Raw genomic sequence first — 15,314 nt, 5'->3', positions numbered from 1 at the left:
CCCCCGCGCCGAGCCGTCAGGAACGACCGACGGTGAACGACCAGGCTGCCACCCACACCGTGCCGATCGTGAGGACGACGGCGCACGGCACGTGCAGGGCCAGGTTGCCGACCTCGCCGGCGTACGCCTGCACGAAGCCCAGCACGAACACGACCGCCGCGACGACCGCCGGCCACCACGGGCCCCGCGCGGCGCGGGCGTAGAAGACCGCGGCGATCGCGAGCAGACCGGACGCGACGTGCAGCGCGATCGCCCCGGCGGCGTGCAGGTCGAGCGGGCCGCCGCGCGGCAGCAGCATCCCGGCGGTCACGAACTGCCAGAGCAGGACGAGCACCGCGAGCACCCCGGTAACCTGCACCGCGCGCCGCGGGCCGGTGGTGGCGGTCGGGGTTGTGGCGTGGGCGGCATACGAGGTCATGGTGGCGTCCTCCCGGTCGGCGTCACCCCCTGACACGGACCGGGGAATCGATCGGTTCAGTCCTTCTCGGCCGACTCCCTCGGCCATGGCCGCGGTGACCCACCACGCGGCAGACTGCCGCGATGGACGGGGGCACGGTGCCGCGCTGGACCGACGACGAGCTCGCACGCCTGTCGCCCGAGGAGCGCGAGGACCTCGTCCGGCGCCTCGTCGCGACCGGCATCTCGCCGCCGGTGCTCCCGGCCGGGCGACGACGTCGCCGCTTCCTGCTCGTCGCGGCGGTCGGGTCGCTGGTGCTCGTACCGTGGATCGGGATCCTCGCCGCGACGCTGCCCCACCGCTACGAGGCGCGGCACTGGACGCTCGCGTGGGTCGGGTTCGACGTCGCGCTCGTGGTCGGGCTGGCCGCCACCGCCTGGATGGCGTGGCGCGCCCGCCCGGCCCTGGTGTTCCCCGCGCTGGTCACGGCGACCCTGCTGGTGTGCGACGCGTGGTTCGACACGACGACCGCGCAGCGCTCCGACGTGGTGGTCAGCGCGCTGTCGGCGGTGCTGCTCGAGCTGCCGATGGCCGCGGTGCTCGTCGGCGCGGTCGTGATCGTGCTGCGCTCGCTGGTGGTGCTCAGGTCGTCCGGGGACGGCTCCCGCCGCGGGGCCGCAGGGTGACGCCCGCGTCGAGCAGCAGACGACGGACGTGGCCGAAGCTGCGGCCGGTGTCCTCGGCCAGACGCATGAGGCTCGCGCCCGCCGCGTACCGCTCGACGACGTAGCGCGCGAGCGCCGCCCGATCGTTCGCCACCGCTGTCGACACTGGCAACTCCCTCCGTCGGTTCGCGCCGAACACTAGGCACGGGCGGACGTCGGTTTCGTGAACCGTCCAGGATTGAGACATGACCGCCCAGCAACCCGTTCGTCTGTGGCCGGACCCGCCGGCGCCCACCGAGGACGAGATCGCCGCCCGCGTCCGGACCGAGCGCCGGGGGCACGTCCTCGCGGTGTCCATGACACGCGCCGACAAGCGCAACGCCATCGACCTGCCGATGACGACCGCCCTCGACCGCGCGCTGGACTCCCTCGACGACGACCCCGAGCTGCGCTGCGGCGTGCTCACCGGTGGACCGGACGTCTTCTGCGCGGGCACCGACATCGCGGTGGGTCCCGGCGCGCCGACGCCGCGGGGCGGCAACTACGGGGTGGTCGCCCGGCAGCGCACGACGCCGCTGGTCGCCGCCGTCGAGGGGATCGCGTTCGGCGGCGGGTTCGAGATCGTGCTCGCGTGCGACGTCGTCGTCGCGTCGCGCACCGCGCGGTTCGGGCTCCCGGAGGTGGGGCTCGGGCTGGTCGCGAACTGCGGGGCGCTCTTCCGGGGGCCGCGCGCCCTGCCCCCCACCGTGGCGCGCCGGATGCTGCTCACCGGCGACCCGATCTCCGCCGAGCGGGCGTACGAGCTGGGGCTCGTCACCGACCTCGTCGAGCCCGGCGAGGCGCAGGAGCGCGCCCTCGAGCTCGCCGAGCGGGTCGCCGCCCGATCCCCCGTGGCCGTGCGGGCCACCCTCGCCGCCCTCGACGCCGCGCTGCGCGACGCCGACGCGCAGGGGTGGGCCGACACCGACGCCGCGGTCGCCCAAGTGATCGACAGCGAGGACCGCGTCGAGGGCGTGTCGGCGTTCCTCGCGAAGCGCGCGCCGGTGTTCCCCGGGCGCTAGAGATCCTCGCGGTGCTCCGGCGCGGCGATCGCCCGCAGCCGGCGCGCGCGCTCGCTCTCGGGGCATCCGCGCAGGTGGGCGACGCCGTGCTCGGTGACGACGGCGTCGACGTCGCCTCGCGCGGTGGTCACCGGGCCCGACAGGGACGCCACGATCGTCGAGCGCCCGCCGACGACCGCGCGGACGGCGATGATCGAGCGCGCGCCGGTGCGGGCGGCGGCGCCGGAGAAGTCGGCCTGTCCCCCGATGGCGCCGAGACGGCGCCCGCCGACCGACTCCGCGCCGACCTGTCCGGTGAGGTCGACCTCGAGCGCCGAGTTGATCGCGACGAGGCGGCGCAGCCGCGCGAGGACGCCGGGGTCGTGGGTGTAGCTCGCGGGGCGGAAGAGCACGGGCAGGTCCGGGACTCGCGCGTAGAGCTCCTCGCCGCCGATCGCGGTGCCGGTGACCAGCAGTCCGGGGTCGATCTCCTTGCGCGCGCCGGTGATGACGCCCTGCGCGACGAGGCGGAGCACGCCCGTGGTGAGCATGCCGGCGTGGAAGCCGAGGTCGGAGTGCCCGGCGAGGCCGGCGAGGATCGCGGTGGGCAGGGCGCCGACGCCGATCTGCACGGTGTCGCCGTCCTCGACGAGGCCCGCGACGTGCCCGGCGATGGCCGCGTCGACGGCGTCCGGCGCGCGGTCGGGCACCGGGGCGAGCGGCCGGTCGGTCTCCACCGTCGCCGCGAACCGCTCGAGCGGGATGCCGGGCGTACCCGCGGTGCGCGGCATCCGGTGGTTGACCTCGCCGAGCAGCACGCGGGTGTGGGGCACGGCGTCGGCGGCGTAGTCGGCGCCGATCCCGAGCGAGCACGTGCCGTCGGGGGCGGGCGGGGACACCTGCACCAGGCCGACGTCGGTGGGCAGCAGGCCCTCGGCGAACAGGCGTGGCAGGGCGGAGTAGTGCGCCGGGACGACGTCGAGTCCCGGCGACGCGCGCAGCTCGCCCAGCGCGCCGTACGAGCGGAGCGCGAGCCCGGCGGGCGGCGTGCGCAGGCGCGGGTTGACCGTCAGCCCGCAGAACGCGCGCACCGGCACACCCCCATCCGGCAGCGTCTCCAGCAGCGCGTCCACCAGCGGCGTCGCCTCCGCGCCGGCCTGGCCCCACCAGACGCCGTCGCCGGGATCCAGGTACCGGCCGAGGTCCATCAATAGGAACGCTCGAGCCCGAGCACCGACTGCGCCAGGTAGTTCAGCGCCATCGCCTGGGGCAGCGGGGCGAGGCGCTGCAGGCGGGCCTCGCGGAAGTAGCGCTCCACGTGGAACTCCTCGGCGTAGCCGAAGCCGCCGTGCGTCTGCACCGCGGTGTCGGCGGCGAAGAACCCGGCCTCGGCGGCGACGAACTTGGCGCTGTTCGCCGCCTCGCCCGCCGGGTCGCCGCGATCGACGGTCCACGCGGCCTCCGCGACGACGAGCGACGCGGCGTGCAGCCGCGCGTGCGCCTCGGCCAGCGGGTGGGCGACGGCCTGGTTGGCGCCGATGCTGCGCCCGAAGACGCGGCGCTCCTTCGCGTAGGCGACCGCGCGGCGCAGCGCCGCCCGCCCGGTGCCCAGCGCCTCGGCGGCGATGAGCACGCGCTCGGCGTTGAGGCCGTCGAGCAGGTAGCGGAACCCGCGGCCCTCCTCGCCGACGAGGTCGTCGCCCGACACGGCGAGCCCGTCGTAGGCCACCTCGCACGACGCGACGGCGTTGCGCCCCATCTTGGGGATCGGGGTGATCGTCACCGCCGGGTCGCGGAGGTCGGCGAGCAGCAGGCTCAGGCCGTCGGTGCGCTTCGCGACCTCGCCGAGCGCCGTCGTGCGCACCAGCAGGAGCACCTTCTCCGACTCGAGCGCCTTCGACGTCCACACCTTGCGGCCGTAGACGCGGAAGCCGTCTCCGTCGCGCACCGCGCGCGTCGTGATCGCGGTGGTGTCGAGGCCCGCGTCGGGCTCGGTGACGCCGAACGCGACGTGCAGGTCGCCGATCGCGACGCGCGGCAGGTAGCGCTCGCGCATCTCCTCGCTGCCGTGCAGCACGACGGGATGCATCCCGAAGATCGACATGTGGATCGCGCTCGCGCCGTTCATGCACGCGCCCGACGCGGCGACCTCCTCGAGCACGATCGCGGCGACCGCGATGCCCTGCCCGCCGCCCCCGTACTGCTCGGGGATCGCGATGCCGACCCAGCCCCCCGCGGCCATGGCGTCGTAGAACGCCCACGGAAACGTGTGGGTGCGCTCGCACTCCGCCCAGTAGTCGTCGTCGAAGCGCGCGCAGAGGTCGCGGACGGCCTCGCGGACGAGCCGGTGGTCCTCGGGTTCGCGGAAGTCCACGGGCGTCAAGCTACGGGGCGCGGCCCCGGCCGACACGCCTCAGCCGGCCAGGCGCCGTTCCCGCTCGCGCGCCGCGACGTCCTCCAGCGAGCAGAACCCGCGGCCGTGGCGCTTGAGGCAGAGCAGTCCGAGCAGCCGGCCCTGGGTGTCGACCACGGCGAGGCGCCGGCCGGTCATCGCGTGCCAGGTCTCGTGCAGGTCGGCGTCCGGGCCCACGACGCGGCCGAGCAGCCGCCCCCGCTCCCCCGCCGGCGCGTGGTCCGGCGCGCCCTCGAGGTCCGCACGCTCGACGACGGCGAGCAGCACGTCGTCGGCGACGACGAGCACGGCGTGGACGTGGTCGTCGGCGAACATCGCGCGCGCCTGCCCGACGGTGGTCGACGGCTCGCACACCTTCGGCCGGCGCAGCATCGCGTCGGCGACGGTCGTGCCCGGCGCGTACGTGCTGCCGCGACAGGGCGTGACGGACGGGACGGTCATCGAGAGACCTCCCCTCCGGTCGCGGTCTCCCCCGACTGTCTCATCCCGTGGGGCTCGTCGGCTTGTCCGAGACCGACCGGATTCAGGGGCGCGCCGGCGCGCCGGTGTGGCTGAACGACGAGTCGTGGGCGGCGTCGCGCTGGGGCCGGTCCTGACGCCCGAGCCGGTCGAGCACGCGGCGGACGTCGTCGAGCAGGAGGTCGGCGAGGCTGTGCGTCATGCCGTTGCGCACCACGAACCGCAGCACCGCGAGGTCGGTGCGGTCGGCCGGGAACGTGTAGGCCGGGACCTGCCAGCCGTGCTCGCGCAGGCCGGCGGAGACGTCGAAGACCGAATACGCCGTGACGTCGGGCTGCAGCGTCGCCGCGAACACGGGCAGCTCGTCGCCGCGGGTGAGCAGGCGGAACGGGCCCAGGCGCTCGAGGCCGAGGGCCAGTTTCGTCGCGACCTCGCGGCAGTGCCGCTGCACGCGCGTGTAGCCGTCCCGGCCCAGGCGCAGGAACTGGTAGTACTGCGCGGCGACCGGCGCGCCCGGGCGGGAGAAGTTGAGCGTGAACGTGGCCATCTCGGAACCGAGGTAGTTCACGCGGTAGACCAGCTCCTCGGGCAGCGCGGCGGCGTCGCGCCAGGCCACCCAGCCCAGCCCCGGGTAGACGAGGCCGTACTTGTGGCCGCTCGTGTTGATCGAGGCGACCCGCGGCAGGCGGAAGTCCCACACCAGGTCCGGGTCGAGGAACGGGGCGACCATGGCGCCGGAGGCACCGTCGACGTGCACGGGCACGTCCGGTCCGCCGCGGGCGGCGAGGTCGTCGAGGGCGGCGCAGATGTCGGCGACCGGCTCGTAGCTGCCGTCGAAGGTCGAGCCGAGCACGGCCACGACGCCGATCGTGTCCTCGTCGACCTGCGCCAGGGCGTGCTCGGCGTCGAGGTGGAAGCGCTCGCCGCTCATCGGTACGAGGCGGGCCTCGACCTCGAAGTAGTTCGCGAACTTCTCCCAGCAGATCTGCACGTTGCCGCCCATGACGATGTTGGGGCGGCCCGTCCTCCCCCGCGCGGCCCAGCGGCGCTTGAGCGCGAGCCCGGCGAGCATGCACGCCTCGCTCGACCCCGCCGTCGACGCGCCCGGCGCCGTCCGCGGGTGCGGCGCGTGCCAGAGGTCGGCGAGCATCCGCACGCACCGCTGCTCGAGCTCGGCGGTGCGCGGGTACTCGTCCTTGTCGATCATGTTCTTGTCGGCGCACTCGGCCAGCAGCGTCGCCGCGTGGGGCTCCATCCACGTCGTGACGAACGTGGCGAGGTTGAGCCGCGCGTTGCCGTCGAGCATCAGCTCGTCGCGCACGAGCTGGTGCGCGACGTCCGGCGCGAGCTCGTGCTCGGGCAGCCGGTGGTCCGGCATCACGCCCGGCTCGGCGGTGAACGTGGGGACGACGGCGGCGTCGAGGCCGCTGCCCGCGAAGGGGGTGCGGCTGTGCTCGGGCGGCATGGAGCCGATCGTGGTGCATCGCCGGCCTGCGGCACGCGTGTCGCGGCCGCGCGTCCGGAGATCAGGAGCGTCGTGACGCACCTCGGACCGCCCGCGACGTGCGTGGCGTCGCCCCTGATCTCCGCTTCAGCTCGTGCGGCGTGCCCGCAGCGTCGGCGGGAGCACCATCGCCTCCGGGGCGTCGGGCAGCGCCGCGGTGGGGTGCGGGGTCGCGCGGTGGCCCAGGAACGCCGCGCGGTTGGCGTGCCCGAGCAGCAGCGGCAGCAGCTCGCGGGCCTGCAGCGCGCCGTACCAGCCGGCCGCCGCCGGGCCCTCGCCGAACGCCTCGACCGCGTCCGTGCGCACCGTCGGGCCCGCGACGACCAGCGGTGTCGGGTCGCCGGTGTGCAGGACGCCGCCGGTCGAGGGCGTCGCGTGGTCGCCGGTGACCGCGACGATCGCGCGGTGGGCGAGCTCGTGCAGCCCGGCCAGGCCGGGGTCGGCGGCCTCGAGCACCTCGAGCTTCGCGCGCGGCTCCTTGGTGTGCCCGGCGTCGTCGGTGGCCTTGGTGTGCACGTGGACGAAGGCGGCGCCCTCGTCGAGGAGCTCCTGGGCGGCGGTGAGGCGGTCCTCGAGCTCGGTGCCGAGGTCCTGGCGGGGGTTCAGGTAGGGCGGCAGGTGGCGGGTCCGCATCCCGAGCAGGGCGCCGAGCCCGCGGTAGAGCCGGGTGCTCGTGACGGCCGCTCCCGGGATGCCGACGTGGTCGGCGAAGCGCGGCACCGCGCCCCGCGCCCCCGACCACTTCGTCGTCAGCACGTCCAGCGGCGGCCGGTCGCGGTCGCGGCGGGCGGCGTTGACGGGGTGCTCGACGAGGACCGCGCGCGCCTCGAGCAGTAGGGCGGTCAGGGCCTCGGCGGTCGGTGCGGCCGCGTCCTCGCAGGCCAGCACGCGCAGCCAGGGGTGGCGGTCCTCGAAGAACGGGTCGGAATCGGTGACGGCGCCGGTGTCGTGGCCGCTGAGCACGAGCAGCGCCTCGCCCCGCCCGCCGAGCACCTCGATCCGCGCGCCGTGCGCCTCCGCCACCGGCACGAGGGCCTCGAGCAGCGCGGACGCGTCGTCGCCGTCCCACCCCGCGGCGCGGCCCGTGATCCACACGCGGCCGTCGGGACCCACCGACGACGTGCGCAGCGCCGCGTGCGTGACGGCGGTGTCGGCGGGCACCTCGATCCCCGCGCCCAGCGCCTCGAGCACCGCGCGCCCGGGGAACGGTACGTCGGCGTACCCGAACATCGCCCAGTGCGCGAGCTCCGAGGACGGCGCGCGGCCCCAGCCGAACGGGAGGTGCCAGCCCGACGACCCGCGCGCGGCGAGGGCGTCGAGCACCGGCGTGCGCGCGGCCTCGGCGGGCGTGCGGTCGCCGAGCTCGGGCACCGGCCGGTCACCCAGGCCGTCGAGGACGACGAGCACCACGGGCAGCCGGTCGTCGTCGAGCCGCGGCTGGTTCTCGCCGTACCCGGGCTGCCTCATGGGTCGAGCTCCGCTTCGCTCCGTCTCCCTGGCCTCACCGGGAGACCCGATCACCCAGCAGGTCGCGCAGCACCGGGACCGTGGCGGGCGGGACGAGCGAGGGCCAGCTGTCGTCGCGGAACGCCGCCCGGATCGCCGCCGCGTCGAGCTTGGTCGCGGGATCACCGTCGACGACCACCACCTCGTAGCCGCCGTCGGCGAGCCGACCGGCCTTGTCGGTCTCCCACGCCGAGAACGTCCGCACGTACTGCACGGCGTGGCGCGGCACGTACTCCGGCCAGAGCGCGGGGCGGGTGAGGTCGAAGGGGACGACGGTGGCGCGGTCGGCCATCCCGGCGCCGGCGAGCGCGGCCGTGAGCAGCCGGGTCCGCTCGAAGTAGGTGAACGGGTTGGCCTCGTCGGTGTGGCGGTGGGTCGAGGTGGACGCGACGTGGCGGGCGCCCGTGTCGGGGTTGGTGACCGCGACGACGAGGTGGTCGTGCGCGGCGAGGGCGAGCGCGAACAGCTCGAGGTGCTGGTCGTGCACCGGCTGGAAGCGCCCGGTCACCGCCGCGAGCGTCATCGCCGGCCGCGCAGGAGCCCGCGCGCGATCGCGTTGCGCTGGATCTCCACCGTGCCGGCGGGGATCCGCAGGTTGCGGGCGAGGCGGAACAGCTTCTCCTCGGGGGAGCCGAGACGCAGGCCGGTGCCGCCGTGGACCTGCACCGCGCGGTCGGCGACGCGGAAGAACGCCTCGTCGTTGATCACCTTGACCAGGCTCATGAGCCGCGGCGCGTCCGGGTGCAGCGGCATGCCGAAGGGGCCGCCGGGCAGCGCCTCGAGCTCCGCCTGGGCCTGCAGGGACGCCGCGCGCGCCGCGTACACGTCGGCGTCCATGTCGGCGAGCATGTGCTGCACCGCCTGCAGTTCGGCGATCGGCGCGCCGCCCGAGGTCCGGTGCTGCGCCCGGTCCAGCGCCCGCTCGAGCAGCCAGGTGCCCCAGCCCGCGCACATCCCGCCGCGGCACAGACGCCGCCAGTTGATCCACGCCATCGCCAGCGCGAAGCCGTCGCCGACCTCCCCCACCACGTTCTCGGGCGGCACCCGCACGCCGTCGAGGTGCAGCTCGCCGGTGAGCCCGTCGTTCAGCATCGTCGGGATGTCGCGGCCGCGGGTGAACCCGGGGCTGGTCGCGTCGACGAGGAACATCGACAGCGACCGGGTGCCCGCACCGGGCTCGGTGACGGCGACGACCTGGACGACGTCGGCGAAGTGCGCGTTGGTGATCCAGGCCTTGGTGCCGTCGAGGATCCAGTCGCCGCCGTCGCGGCGGGCCGTGGTCTCCATGGCGAGCACGTCGGTGCCGACGTGGATCTCGGTGTTGGCGAACGCCGCGGTGATCTCGCCGGCCATCAGCGGCTCGAGCCACTCCTTGCGCGCGGTGTCCGAGCAGTGCTCGATCGCCGGGTTCGCGCCCTCGGTCCAGCCGAGCGCGGCGAGCCCCAGCCCGAGCCCGGAGCGCCGGTAGACGAACTCCTCGACGTGCTGCATCTCGGTGCGCGAGAACCCGCCGCCACCGACCGAGGCGGCGATGTGCGGGTTGTAGAGCCCGGCGGCCGCGGAGCGCCGCTGCACCTCCCGGCGCGCCTCCCACACCGCGGCGTGCATGCGGCCGGCGTCGTCGAGGCGGGGGTTGAACGCCGTCCCGACGTCCTGCGCGGCGAGCTCGTCCTCCAGCGGCGCGACCTCCGCGTCGAGGAAGGCGGCGAAGCGCTCGGTGTAGTCGGTGACGCGGTCGGTACGGCCGGGTTCTGAGGAGGACGCTGTGGTCACGTGCCATGCCCTACGGCGCCGGGACGGTCCCGTCAACCGCGGGCAGCGCCTACGGTCGTCCCGTGCCCCTGATCTCCGCGGCGGACTCGACGCTGCTCGTCGTCGACCTGCAGGAACGCCTGATGCCCGTGATCGCGGGCGCCGACGAGGTGGTCGAGAACGCCGGGCGCCTCGTGCGGGCGGCGACGCGTCTCGGGATCGGGGTAACCGCGACCGAGCAGAACCCGGCGGGCCTGGGCCCGACCGTGCCGGCGACCGCGGCCCTGCTGCCGGAGCCCGCGATCGCGAAGACGAGCTTCGCCGCGGGGATCGACCCCGGTCCGGGGACGATCGTCGCCGTCGGGTGCGAGGCCCACGTGTGCGTGCTGCAGACCGTGCTCGCGCTGCGGGCGCAGGGCCGGGACGTCGCGGTGGTCGCCGACGCGGTGGGCAGCCGCCGCGAGGCCAACCGCGACCGCGCCCTCGAGCGGATGCGCGCGCACGGCGTCGACGTCGTCACCACCGAGATGGTCGTGTTCGAGTGGCTGGGCTCGAGCGACAACGCGGCGTTCCGCGAGGTGCTGACGCTCGTCAAGTGACACGACCGTCCACGTGCGCTAACGTTCGTCGTTGCTGACGGAAGGAGGCGCGCGTGGACGACGACCCGGAGACCGTGACACTGCGCGCGCTCGTCGAGCCCCGGCGCCGCTCGATCCTGCGCCTGGTGGCCCACGACGAGCTCTCCGCCGGCGAGATCGCCGCGGCGTTCGAGGTCACGCGGCCCGCGGTCAGCCAGCACCTCACGGTGCTCAAGGACGCCGGGCTGCTCACCGAGCGCCGCGAGGGCACGCGGCGGCTCTACCGCGCCCGCCCCGAGGGGCTCGACGGGCTGCGGGAGTTCCTCGAGGACATGTGGGCGTCGTCGCTGGACACGGCCCGCCGGCTGGTGGAGCACGACAGGGGGATCGCCGATGACGAGCACCACGCCGCGGGCTGAGGTCACCGGCGCAGAGGTCACCACACTGCGCCGCCCGCCCATCCGGCAGTCGACGATGGTGCGCAGCAGCCGCGAGCACACGTTCGAGGTCTTCGTCGCGACGATCGGGCAGTGGTGGCCGCTGCAGCCCTACTCCGCCGGCAAGGACCGGGTGCGCTCGGTGCACGTCGAACCCCGTGTGCAGGGCCGCGTCTACGAGCAGTGGGACGACGGCACCGAGTGCGACTGGGGGCACCTGCTCGCCTGGGAGCCGCCCGAGCGCCTGGTGATGACCTGGAACATGACGCCCGTGCCGACCGAGGTGGAGCTGACGTTCACCGTCCTCGGCCCGGCGCTGACCCGCGTCGCCGTGGAGCACCGCGGCTGGGAGGCCCTGTCCGACGCCCAGCTCGGCGAGGACTGCGCGCGCCCCGGCGGCTACCTGGGCGGCGCGTTCGTGCGCGGCTGGGAGGAGATCCTCGGGCGCCTCACGGCGGCGGCGGAGGCGGTCTGACGCGAGGCGGACATCGGGGACGAGCAGGGGCTGATCGCCGGAGCCCGTGCCCCCGGGTGCGGGCGCCCCGGCCGGGATGAGGCACGGTGCGGGGTTGACACGGCACCCCACCCGGCGCCCGTCGTAGCCCGTCGGAGCACCGCGAGAGGACTGACGATGGCCGACTCCGGCCGGAGCGAGACCCTGACCGACGAGCGCGCCGACGCGCTCGACGGTACGGACGACACCGACGCCACGGACACCGCGACCGGGACGCCGACCGAGACCGAGACCGACACCGAGGCCCCGGCCGAGGACAAGGTCGAGGACAAGGTCGAGGACAAGGTCGAGGACACGGCGACCGAGGCCGACGACGAGACCGCGGACGACACCGATGTCGACGTCGAGCCCACCGCGGCCACCGGCACCGACGACACCCTCGACGTCGACGAGGACGACGACTTCCTCGACGAGGACGACGAGGACGACGACGAGCCGGCCCGCCCGTGGGCGCTCATCGCCGCCACCACCGTGGCCGTCGTCGCGGTGGTCGCGCTCGCCGTGACGGCGTTCCTGTTCCCGGGGTGGGCGATCAACCCCGGCTCCCCGGACGGCGTGGCCGAGCAGGCGACGTCCGCCCTCGCCGCGAAGGACGCGGGACAGCTCGACGCCGTGTCCTGCCGCAACCAGCAGGGCACGCCGACCAACCCGTTCCCGCCGGACGCGCTCGGCCTGATCCAGCAGGCCCAGCCGGCGGGCCCGCCGACCCTCGAGCTCGACACCCAGGCCCGCGCGCCCGTCAACCTGACCCTGAGCGCCCAGGGCCAGACGCAGACCCTGCCCGCCGACATCGTGCTCGGCGTGACCGACGGCAGCTGGTGCATGACGGGCATCTCGCAGCGCGGCTGACGCCACCGGTGACCCCCGCGGCCGGATACGGTCGCGGGGTACGGGGGGTGGGAGAGCGACCAGGGACGGCGAATGCAGATCACGGCGCTGTGGCGGTACCCGGTGAAGTCCATGCTCGGCGAGCCCCTGGAGGGCTCGCGGGTGGACCACGGCGGGCTCGAGGGCGACCGCGCCCTCGCGCTGATCGACGAGGACACCGGCAACGTGGCGACGGCCAAGCACCCGCGCCGCTGGCGTGACCTGCTGCGCTACTCCGCGGTGGCGGAGGACGGCCGCGTCCGGATCACCTCGCCGGCGGGCTGGACGCGCGACGCCCTCGACCCGTGGGTGACCGACACGCTGGCCGACGAGCTCGGCCGCCGCGTGCGGGTGGCCGCGGACCGGCCGGACGCCGCGGCGGTCGAGCGGCCCGACCCGGAGCACGTGCTGGACCAGGGCGTCGAGGCGGAGGTCGAGACACCGACCCTGGAGATCGCGCAGGGCACGACGGGGACGTCGTTCGTCGACCACTCCCCGGTCCACCTGATCACCACCGCGACGCTGGACGAGATCGGCGTCGAGTACGTGCGCTACCGGCCGAACCTCGTCATCGCGACGCCCGAGGGCACCCCGCCCTACGTCGAGAACACCTGGCTCGGGCGCGAGCTGCACCTCACCGGGCCCGACGGGACGACCGTGACCCTCGAGGTGTCGCTCCCGACGCCGCGGTGCTCGGTGCCGACGCTCGAGCACGGCACGCTGCCGCGCTCCCCGCACGCGGTCCGCGAGCCGATGCGCGCCAACCGCGTCGAGGTCACCGGCTTCGGGGTCCTGCCCTGTGCCGGCGCGTACGCGCAGGTCACGCAGGGTGGCGAGCTCCGGGTCGGCGCCACGGTCACCGTGCACTGACGAGGGCCGACCGCCCCGGGCCCCGGGTGGCATGCTGACGACCATGAGCGAGCCGCTTCCCTCGCCCCGCATCGGCACCGCCGACCGTGACGCGGCGATGGCGGCCCTCGACCAGCACCTCGAGGCCGGGCGGCTCGACCCCGAGGAGTACGGCGAGCGCAGCGCCCGCGCCGCCGAGGCGCGCACGGTCGAGGACCTCCGGCCGCTCTTCGCCGACCTCCCCCCGCCCCACCCGCCGCTGCCCGGCGAGGCGCCGCTCCCCGCCACCGCCACCCCGGCGGCCGCCACCCCGGCCCGCCGCGAGCCCGGGGTCCTCGCCCGCTACGGGCCGGTGATCAGCGGGGCGCTACCGATCATCGCGCTCGTCCTGTTCTTCACCGTCCCGATCCCGAACGCCTGGGTCTTCTTCCTGCTCATCCCCCTCGGCGGCGCGCTCTTCGCGAGCTCCCGCCGTGACGCGAGTGACGGCCGGGACGAGAAGTGACGCCGTAGCGGGTCGCCGGTGTCGTCGCCCTCTCGACCCGGGGGTCCCGTCGGAGGACGATCGCCCTCCAACACGGTCGGGCAGGGACGGGGTGGCGGGCATGGCACACGCGGCGGGCGGACCCCTCGGTCAGGGTGAGACGCCCACGGTCCGGATCGCGCGCGGCGAGCGCCGCTCGACCATGCTCTGGCAGGTGCTCAGCGCCGTCGCGCTGCTGGCGATGGGCGGCATCCACCTCTACCTGGCGATGTGGGGCGGCACCGGCGGGCTCCTCGGGAACCTCTTCATCCTCAACGCCCTCGGCGGGCTGGTCCTCGCGATCGCCGTGGTCATCACGCGCGGCCAGCTGCTCGTGATCTCGACGGTGCTCGGCCTGCTGTTCCTCGCCGGCACGCTCGCCGCGCTGGTCCTCGCGCTGACGGTGGGCCTGTTCGGGATCGAGTCGAGCCTCGACTACGAGCTGGCGCCGACCACGCTCGTCGTCGAGACCGTCGGCACGATCGTCCTGCTGATCACGACCGCGATGGTGCTGCGCCGGCGCTGACCCTGGGTGATCGCCGGACCGCGCCCCGCACGGGGGCGGAATGGCGGATGTCCCGGACCGGCCGGCGGCGGCACGGTCGAGCCATGCCCATGAAGCCGCTCTTCACCGACCACGCCTTCGACTTCTCCGCCCGCACCGCCCTCGGGCACGCGGGCATGGGCGTCGGCGACGTCGGCATGGTCCTCGAGGCCATCGCCGACACGACCGACGGCGACGCCACGTCCTGGTACGACGCCTGGCACGGCCGCGCCGACGAGCTCTCCCGCGCCGCCGACGCGGCCCGCGCGGCCGGGCGCCTCGGCACCGCGGCGCACCTCTACCTGGCGTCGTCGGCCTTCCACGACGAGTCGTTCGCGTTCGTCGACGGCATGGAGGACACCTCGCTCCTGCTGCCGGCGTTCCGCGCGCACCGCGCCGCCTGGGACGCCTTCGTCGCGTGCTCGGACGGGCGCCACCTGCCGATCGACCTCGCCTCCGAGGGCGTGGCGATGCCCGGCTACCTGTTCCGTCCCGACGCGAGCGGCGCCGCGCGTGCGACCCTCGTGGTCACCAACGGCAGCGACGGCGCGCTCTCCGGGCTGTGGGCCACCGCGATCCGTCCCGCGCTCGACCGCGGGTGGAACGCCGTCGTGTTCGACGGCCCGGGTCAGCAGTCGCTGCTGTTCGAGCGCGACATCCCGTTCCGGCACGACTGGGAGGCCGTGCTGACCCCCGTCGTCGACACCCTGGTGGCCCGCCCCGACGTCGATGCGCGCGCCCTGGTCGGCTACGGCATCAGCCAGGGCGGCTACTGGCTGCCGCGCGCGCTGGCCTTCGAGCACCGGTTCGCCGCGGCCGTCGTCGACGGCGGGGTCGTCGACGTCGCCCGCAGCTGGAACCGGACCATCCCGGCGCAGCTCCTCGACCTGCTCCGCGCCGGCGACAGGGACGGCTTCAACACGGCGATCGCCTCGGGCCCGGCCGACCCGGTGCGGGCGCGCACGTTCGCGTTCCGCGCCAAGCCGTACGGCGGCGACACGCCGTACGATGTCTTCGCGGCCGCGCAGCGCTTCACCCTCGAGGGCCTGACCGACAGGATCACCACGCCGCTGCTGATCACGGACCCGGACGACGAGGACTTCTTCGGCGGGCAGTCCCGCGAGCTCCACGACGCGCTGCCCGGCACGAAGGAGATCGTCCGGTTCACCGCGGAGCAGGGCGCGAACCGGCATTGCGAGCCGATGGCCCGCGGGCTCGTCGGCGCCGTGATGACCGACTTCCTCGCCGCGCACCTGCCCGCGTGAC

General features: G+C 75.0%; 19 protein-coding genes. 10 read left to right on the top strand and 9 right to left on the bottom strand.

All coding sequences use genetic code 11. From position 1 onward, the window contains the following. Positions 1–16 precede the first annotated feature (16 nt). On the bottom strand, positions 17–418 hold the full coding sequence (locus tag EV188_RS17270; protein WP_133827499.1) for a hypothetical protein: 402 nt from the start codon (positions 416–418) through the stop codon (positions 17–19). Positions 419–540: 122 nt separating this feature from the next. Between EV188_RS17270 and EV188_RS17265 the strand changes: the two genes are divergently transcribed. Then, entirely contained in the window at positions 541–1,083 is a 543-nt protein-coding gene (locus EV188_RS17265; protein WP_133827498.1) for a hypothetical protein, read from the top strand. On the opposite strand, the gene EV188_RS31715 is transcribed toward EV188_RS17265, so the two are convergent. After that, entirely contained in the window at positions 1,040–1,216 is a 177-nt protein-coding gene (locus tag EV188_RS31715; protein ID WP_243741772.1) for a helix-turn-helix domain-containing protein, read from the bottom strand. The genes EV188_RS17265 and EV188_RS31715 overlap by 44 nt on opposite strands. A 91-nt stretch (positions 1,217–1,307) precedes the next feature. Here EV188_RS31715 and EV188_RS17260 point away from each other — a divergent pair, with 91 nt between their 5' ends. Then, complete coding sequence (locus EV188_RS17260; protein WP_133827497.1) at positions 1,308–2,123, top strand: enoyl-CoA hydratase-related protein; 816 nt, start codon at positions 1,308–1,310, stop codon at positions 2,121–2,123. Here EV188_RS17260 and EV188_RS17255 read toward each other — a convergent pair. The 7 genes from EV188_RS17255 to EV188_RS17225 all read right to left on the bottom strand — a co-directional run bounded on the left by EV188_RS17255 (position 2,120) and on the right by EV188_RS17225 (position 9,757). Next, positions 2,120–3,310, bottom strand: a complete 1,191-nt coding sequence (locus tag EV188_RS17255; protein WP_243741771.1) for an acetyl-CoA hydrolase/transferase family protein — start codon at positions 3,308–3,310, stop codon at positions 2,120–2,122. The two genes, EV188_RS17260 and EV188_RS17255, sit on opposite strands and share 4 nt — an antisense overlap. Next, positions 3,310–4,476, bottom strand: a complete 1,167-nt coding sequence (locus tag EV188_RS17250) for an acyl-CoA dehydrogenase family protein (RefSeq protein ID WP_133827495.1) — start codon at positions 4,474–4,476, stop codon at positions 3,310–3,312. Before EV188_RS17250 ends, EV188_RS17255 begins: the two co-directional genes overlap by 1 nt. Positions 4,477–4,515: 39 nt before the next feature. Further along, positions 4,516–4,956: a CBS domain-containing protein gene (locus EV188_RS17245; RefSeq protein ID WP_133827494.1), complete on the bottom strand. Its 441-nt coding sequence runs from the start codon at positions 4,954–4,956 to the stop codon at positions 4,516–4,518. 82 nt (positions 4,957–5,038) lie between these two features. Further along, positions 5,039–6,439, bottom strand: a complete 1,401-nt coding sequence (gene gad / locus EV188_RS17240; protein ID WP_133827493.1) for a glutamate decarboxylase — start codon at positions 6,437–6,439, stop codon at positions 5,039–5,041. A 126-nt stretch (positions 6,440–6,565) separates the two neighbouring features. Beyond that, positions 6,566–7,945, bottom strand: coding sequence for a BPG-independent phosphoglycerate mutase family protein (locus EV188_RS17235; RefSeq protein ID WP_133827492.1), 1,380 nt, complete (start codon positions 7,943–7,945; stop codon positions 6,566–6,568). 34 nt (positions 7,946–7,979) lie between these two features. Beyond that, the gene (locus EV188_RS17230; RefSeq protein WP_243741770.1) at positions 7,980–8,492 is read right to left on the bottom strand and encodes a nucleotidyl transferase family protein; all 513 of its coding nucleotides are present in this window, start codon (positions 8,490–8,492) and stop codon (positions 7,980–7,982) included. A gap of 11 nt (positions 8,493–8,503) precedes the next feature. Further along, a complete protein-coding gene (locus EV188_RS17225; protein ID WP_133827490.1) occupies positions 8,504–9,757 on the bottom strand; it encodes an acyl-CoA dehydrogenase family protein in 1,254 nt (417 codons plus the stop codon). 62 nt (positions 9,758–9,819) lie between these two features. Here EV188_RS17225 and EV188_RS17220 point away from each other — a divergent pair, with 62 nt between their 5' ends. From EV188_RS17220 to EV188_RS17185, 8 genes are all read left to right on the top strand, one after another. Continuing rightward, positions 9,820–10,335 (top strand): isochorismatase family protein, encoded by a 516-nt coding sequence (locus tag EV188_RS17220; protein ID WP_133827489.1) that lies wholly within the window; start codon positions 9,820–9,822, stop codon positions 10,333–10,335. 53 nt (positions 10,336–10,388) lie between these two features. Continuing rightward, a complete protein-coding gene (locus EV188_RS17215) occupies positions 10,389–10,733 on the top strand; it encodes an ArsR/SmtB family transcription factor (protein ID WP_133827488.1) in 345 nt (114 codons plus the stop codon). Continuing rightward, positions 10,708–11,226 carry an SRPBCC domain-containing protein gene (locus EV188_RS17210; protein WP_133827487.1) on the top strand — a complete coding sequence of 173 codons (519 nt, stop codon included), beginning with the start codon at positions 10,708–10,710 and terminating at the stop codon, positions 11,224–11,226. Before EV188_RS17215 ends, EV188_RS17210 begins: the two co-directional genes overlap by 26 nt. A gap of 156 nt (positions 11,227–11,382) precedes the next feature. Then, positions 11,383–12,114, top strand: coding sequence for a hypothetical protein (locus EV188_RS17205; protein ID WP_133827486.1), 732 nt, complete (start codon positions 11,383–11,385; stop codon positions 12,112–12,114). A 72-nt stretch (positions 12,115–12,186) separates the two neighbouring features. After that, complete coding sequence (locus EV188_RS17200) at positions 12,187–13,002, top strand: MOSC domain-containing protein (RefSeq protein WP_133827485.1); 816 nt, start codon at positions 12,187–12,189, stop codon at positions 13,000–13,002. Between the two features lie 43 nt (positions 13,003–13,045). Continuing rightward, positions 13,046–13,486 carry a DUF1707 SHOCT-like domain-containing protein gene (locus EV188_RS17195; protein WP_166659929.1) on the top strand — a complete coding sequence of 147 codons (441 nt, stop codon included), beginning with the start codon at positions 13,046–13,048 and terminating at the stop codon, positions 13,484–13,486. 100 nt (positions 13,487–13,586) lie between these two features. Beyond that, the gene (locus EV188_RS17190; RefSeq protein ID WP_208114237.1) at positions 13,587–14,030 is read left to right on the top strand and encodes a hypothetical protein; all 444 of its coding nucleotides are present in this window, start codon (positions 13,587–13,589) and stop codon (positions 14,028–14,030) included. An 83-nt stretch (positions 14,031–14,113) separates the two neighbouring features. Continuing rightward, the gene (locus EV188_RS17185; RefSeq protein WP_133827483.1) at positions 14,114–15,313 is read left to right on the top strand and encodes an alpha/beta hydrolase family protein; all 1,200 of its coding nucleotides are present in this window, start codon (positions 14,114–14,116) and stop codon (positions 15,311–15,313) included. Position 15,314 lies beyond the last annotated feature (1 nt).

Source organism: Actinomycetospora succinea, assembly GCF_004363095.1.
Taxonomy (GTDB): domain Bacteria; phylum Actinomycetota; class Actinomycetes; order Mycobacteriales; family Pseudonocardiaceae; genus Actinomycetospora; species Actinomycetospora succinea.
Note: the sequence above shows the minus strand (reverse complement) of the source record. Positions and strands in the feature narration are given on the sequence as shown.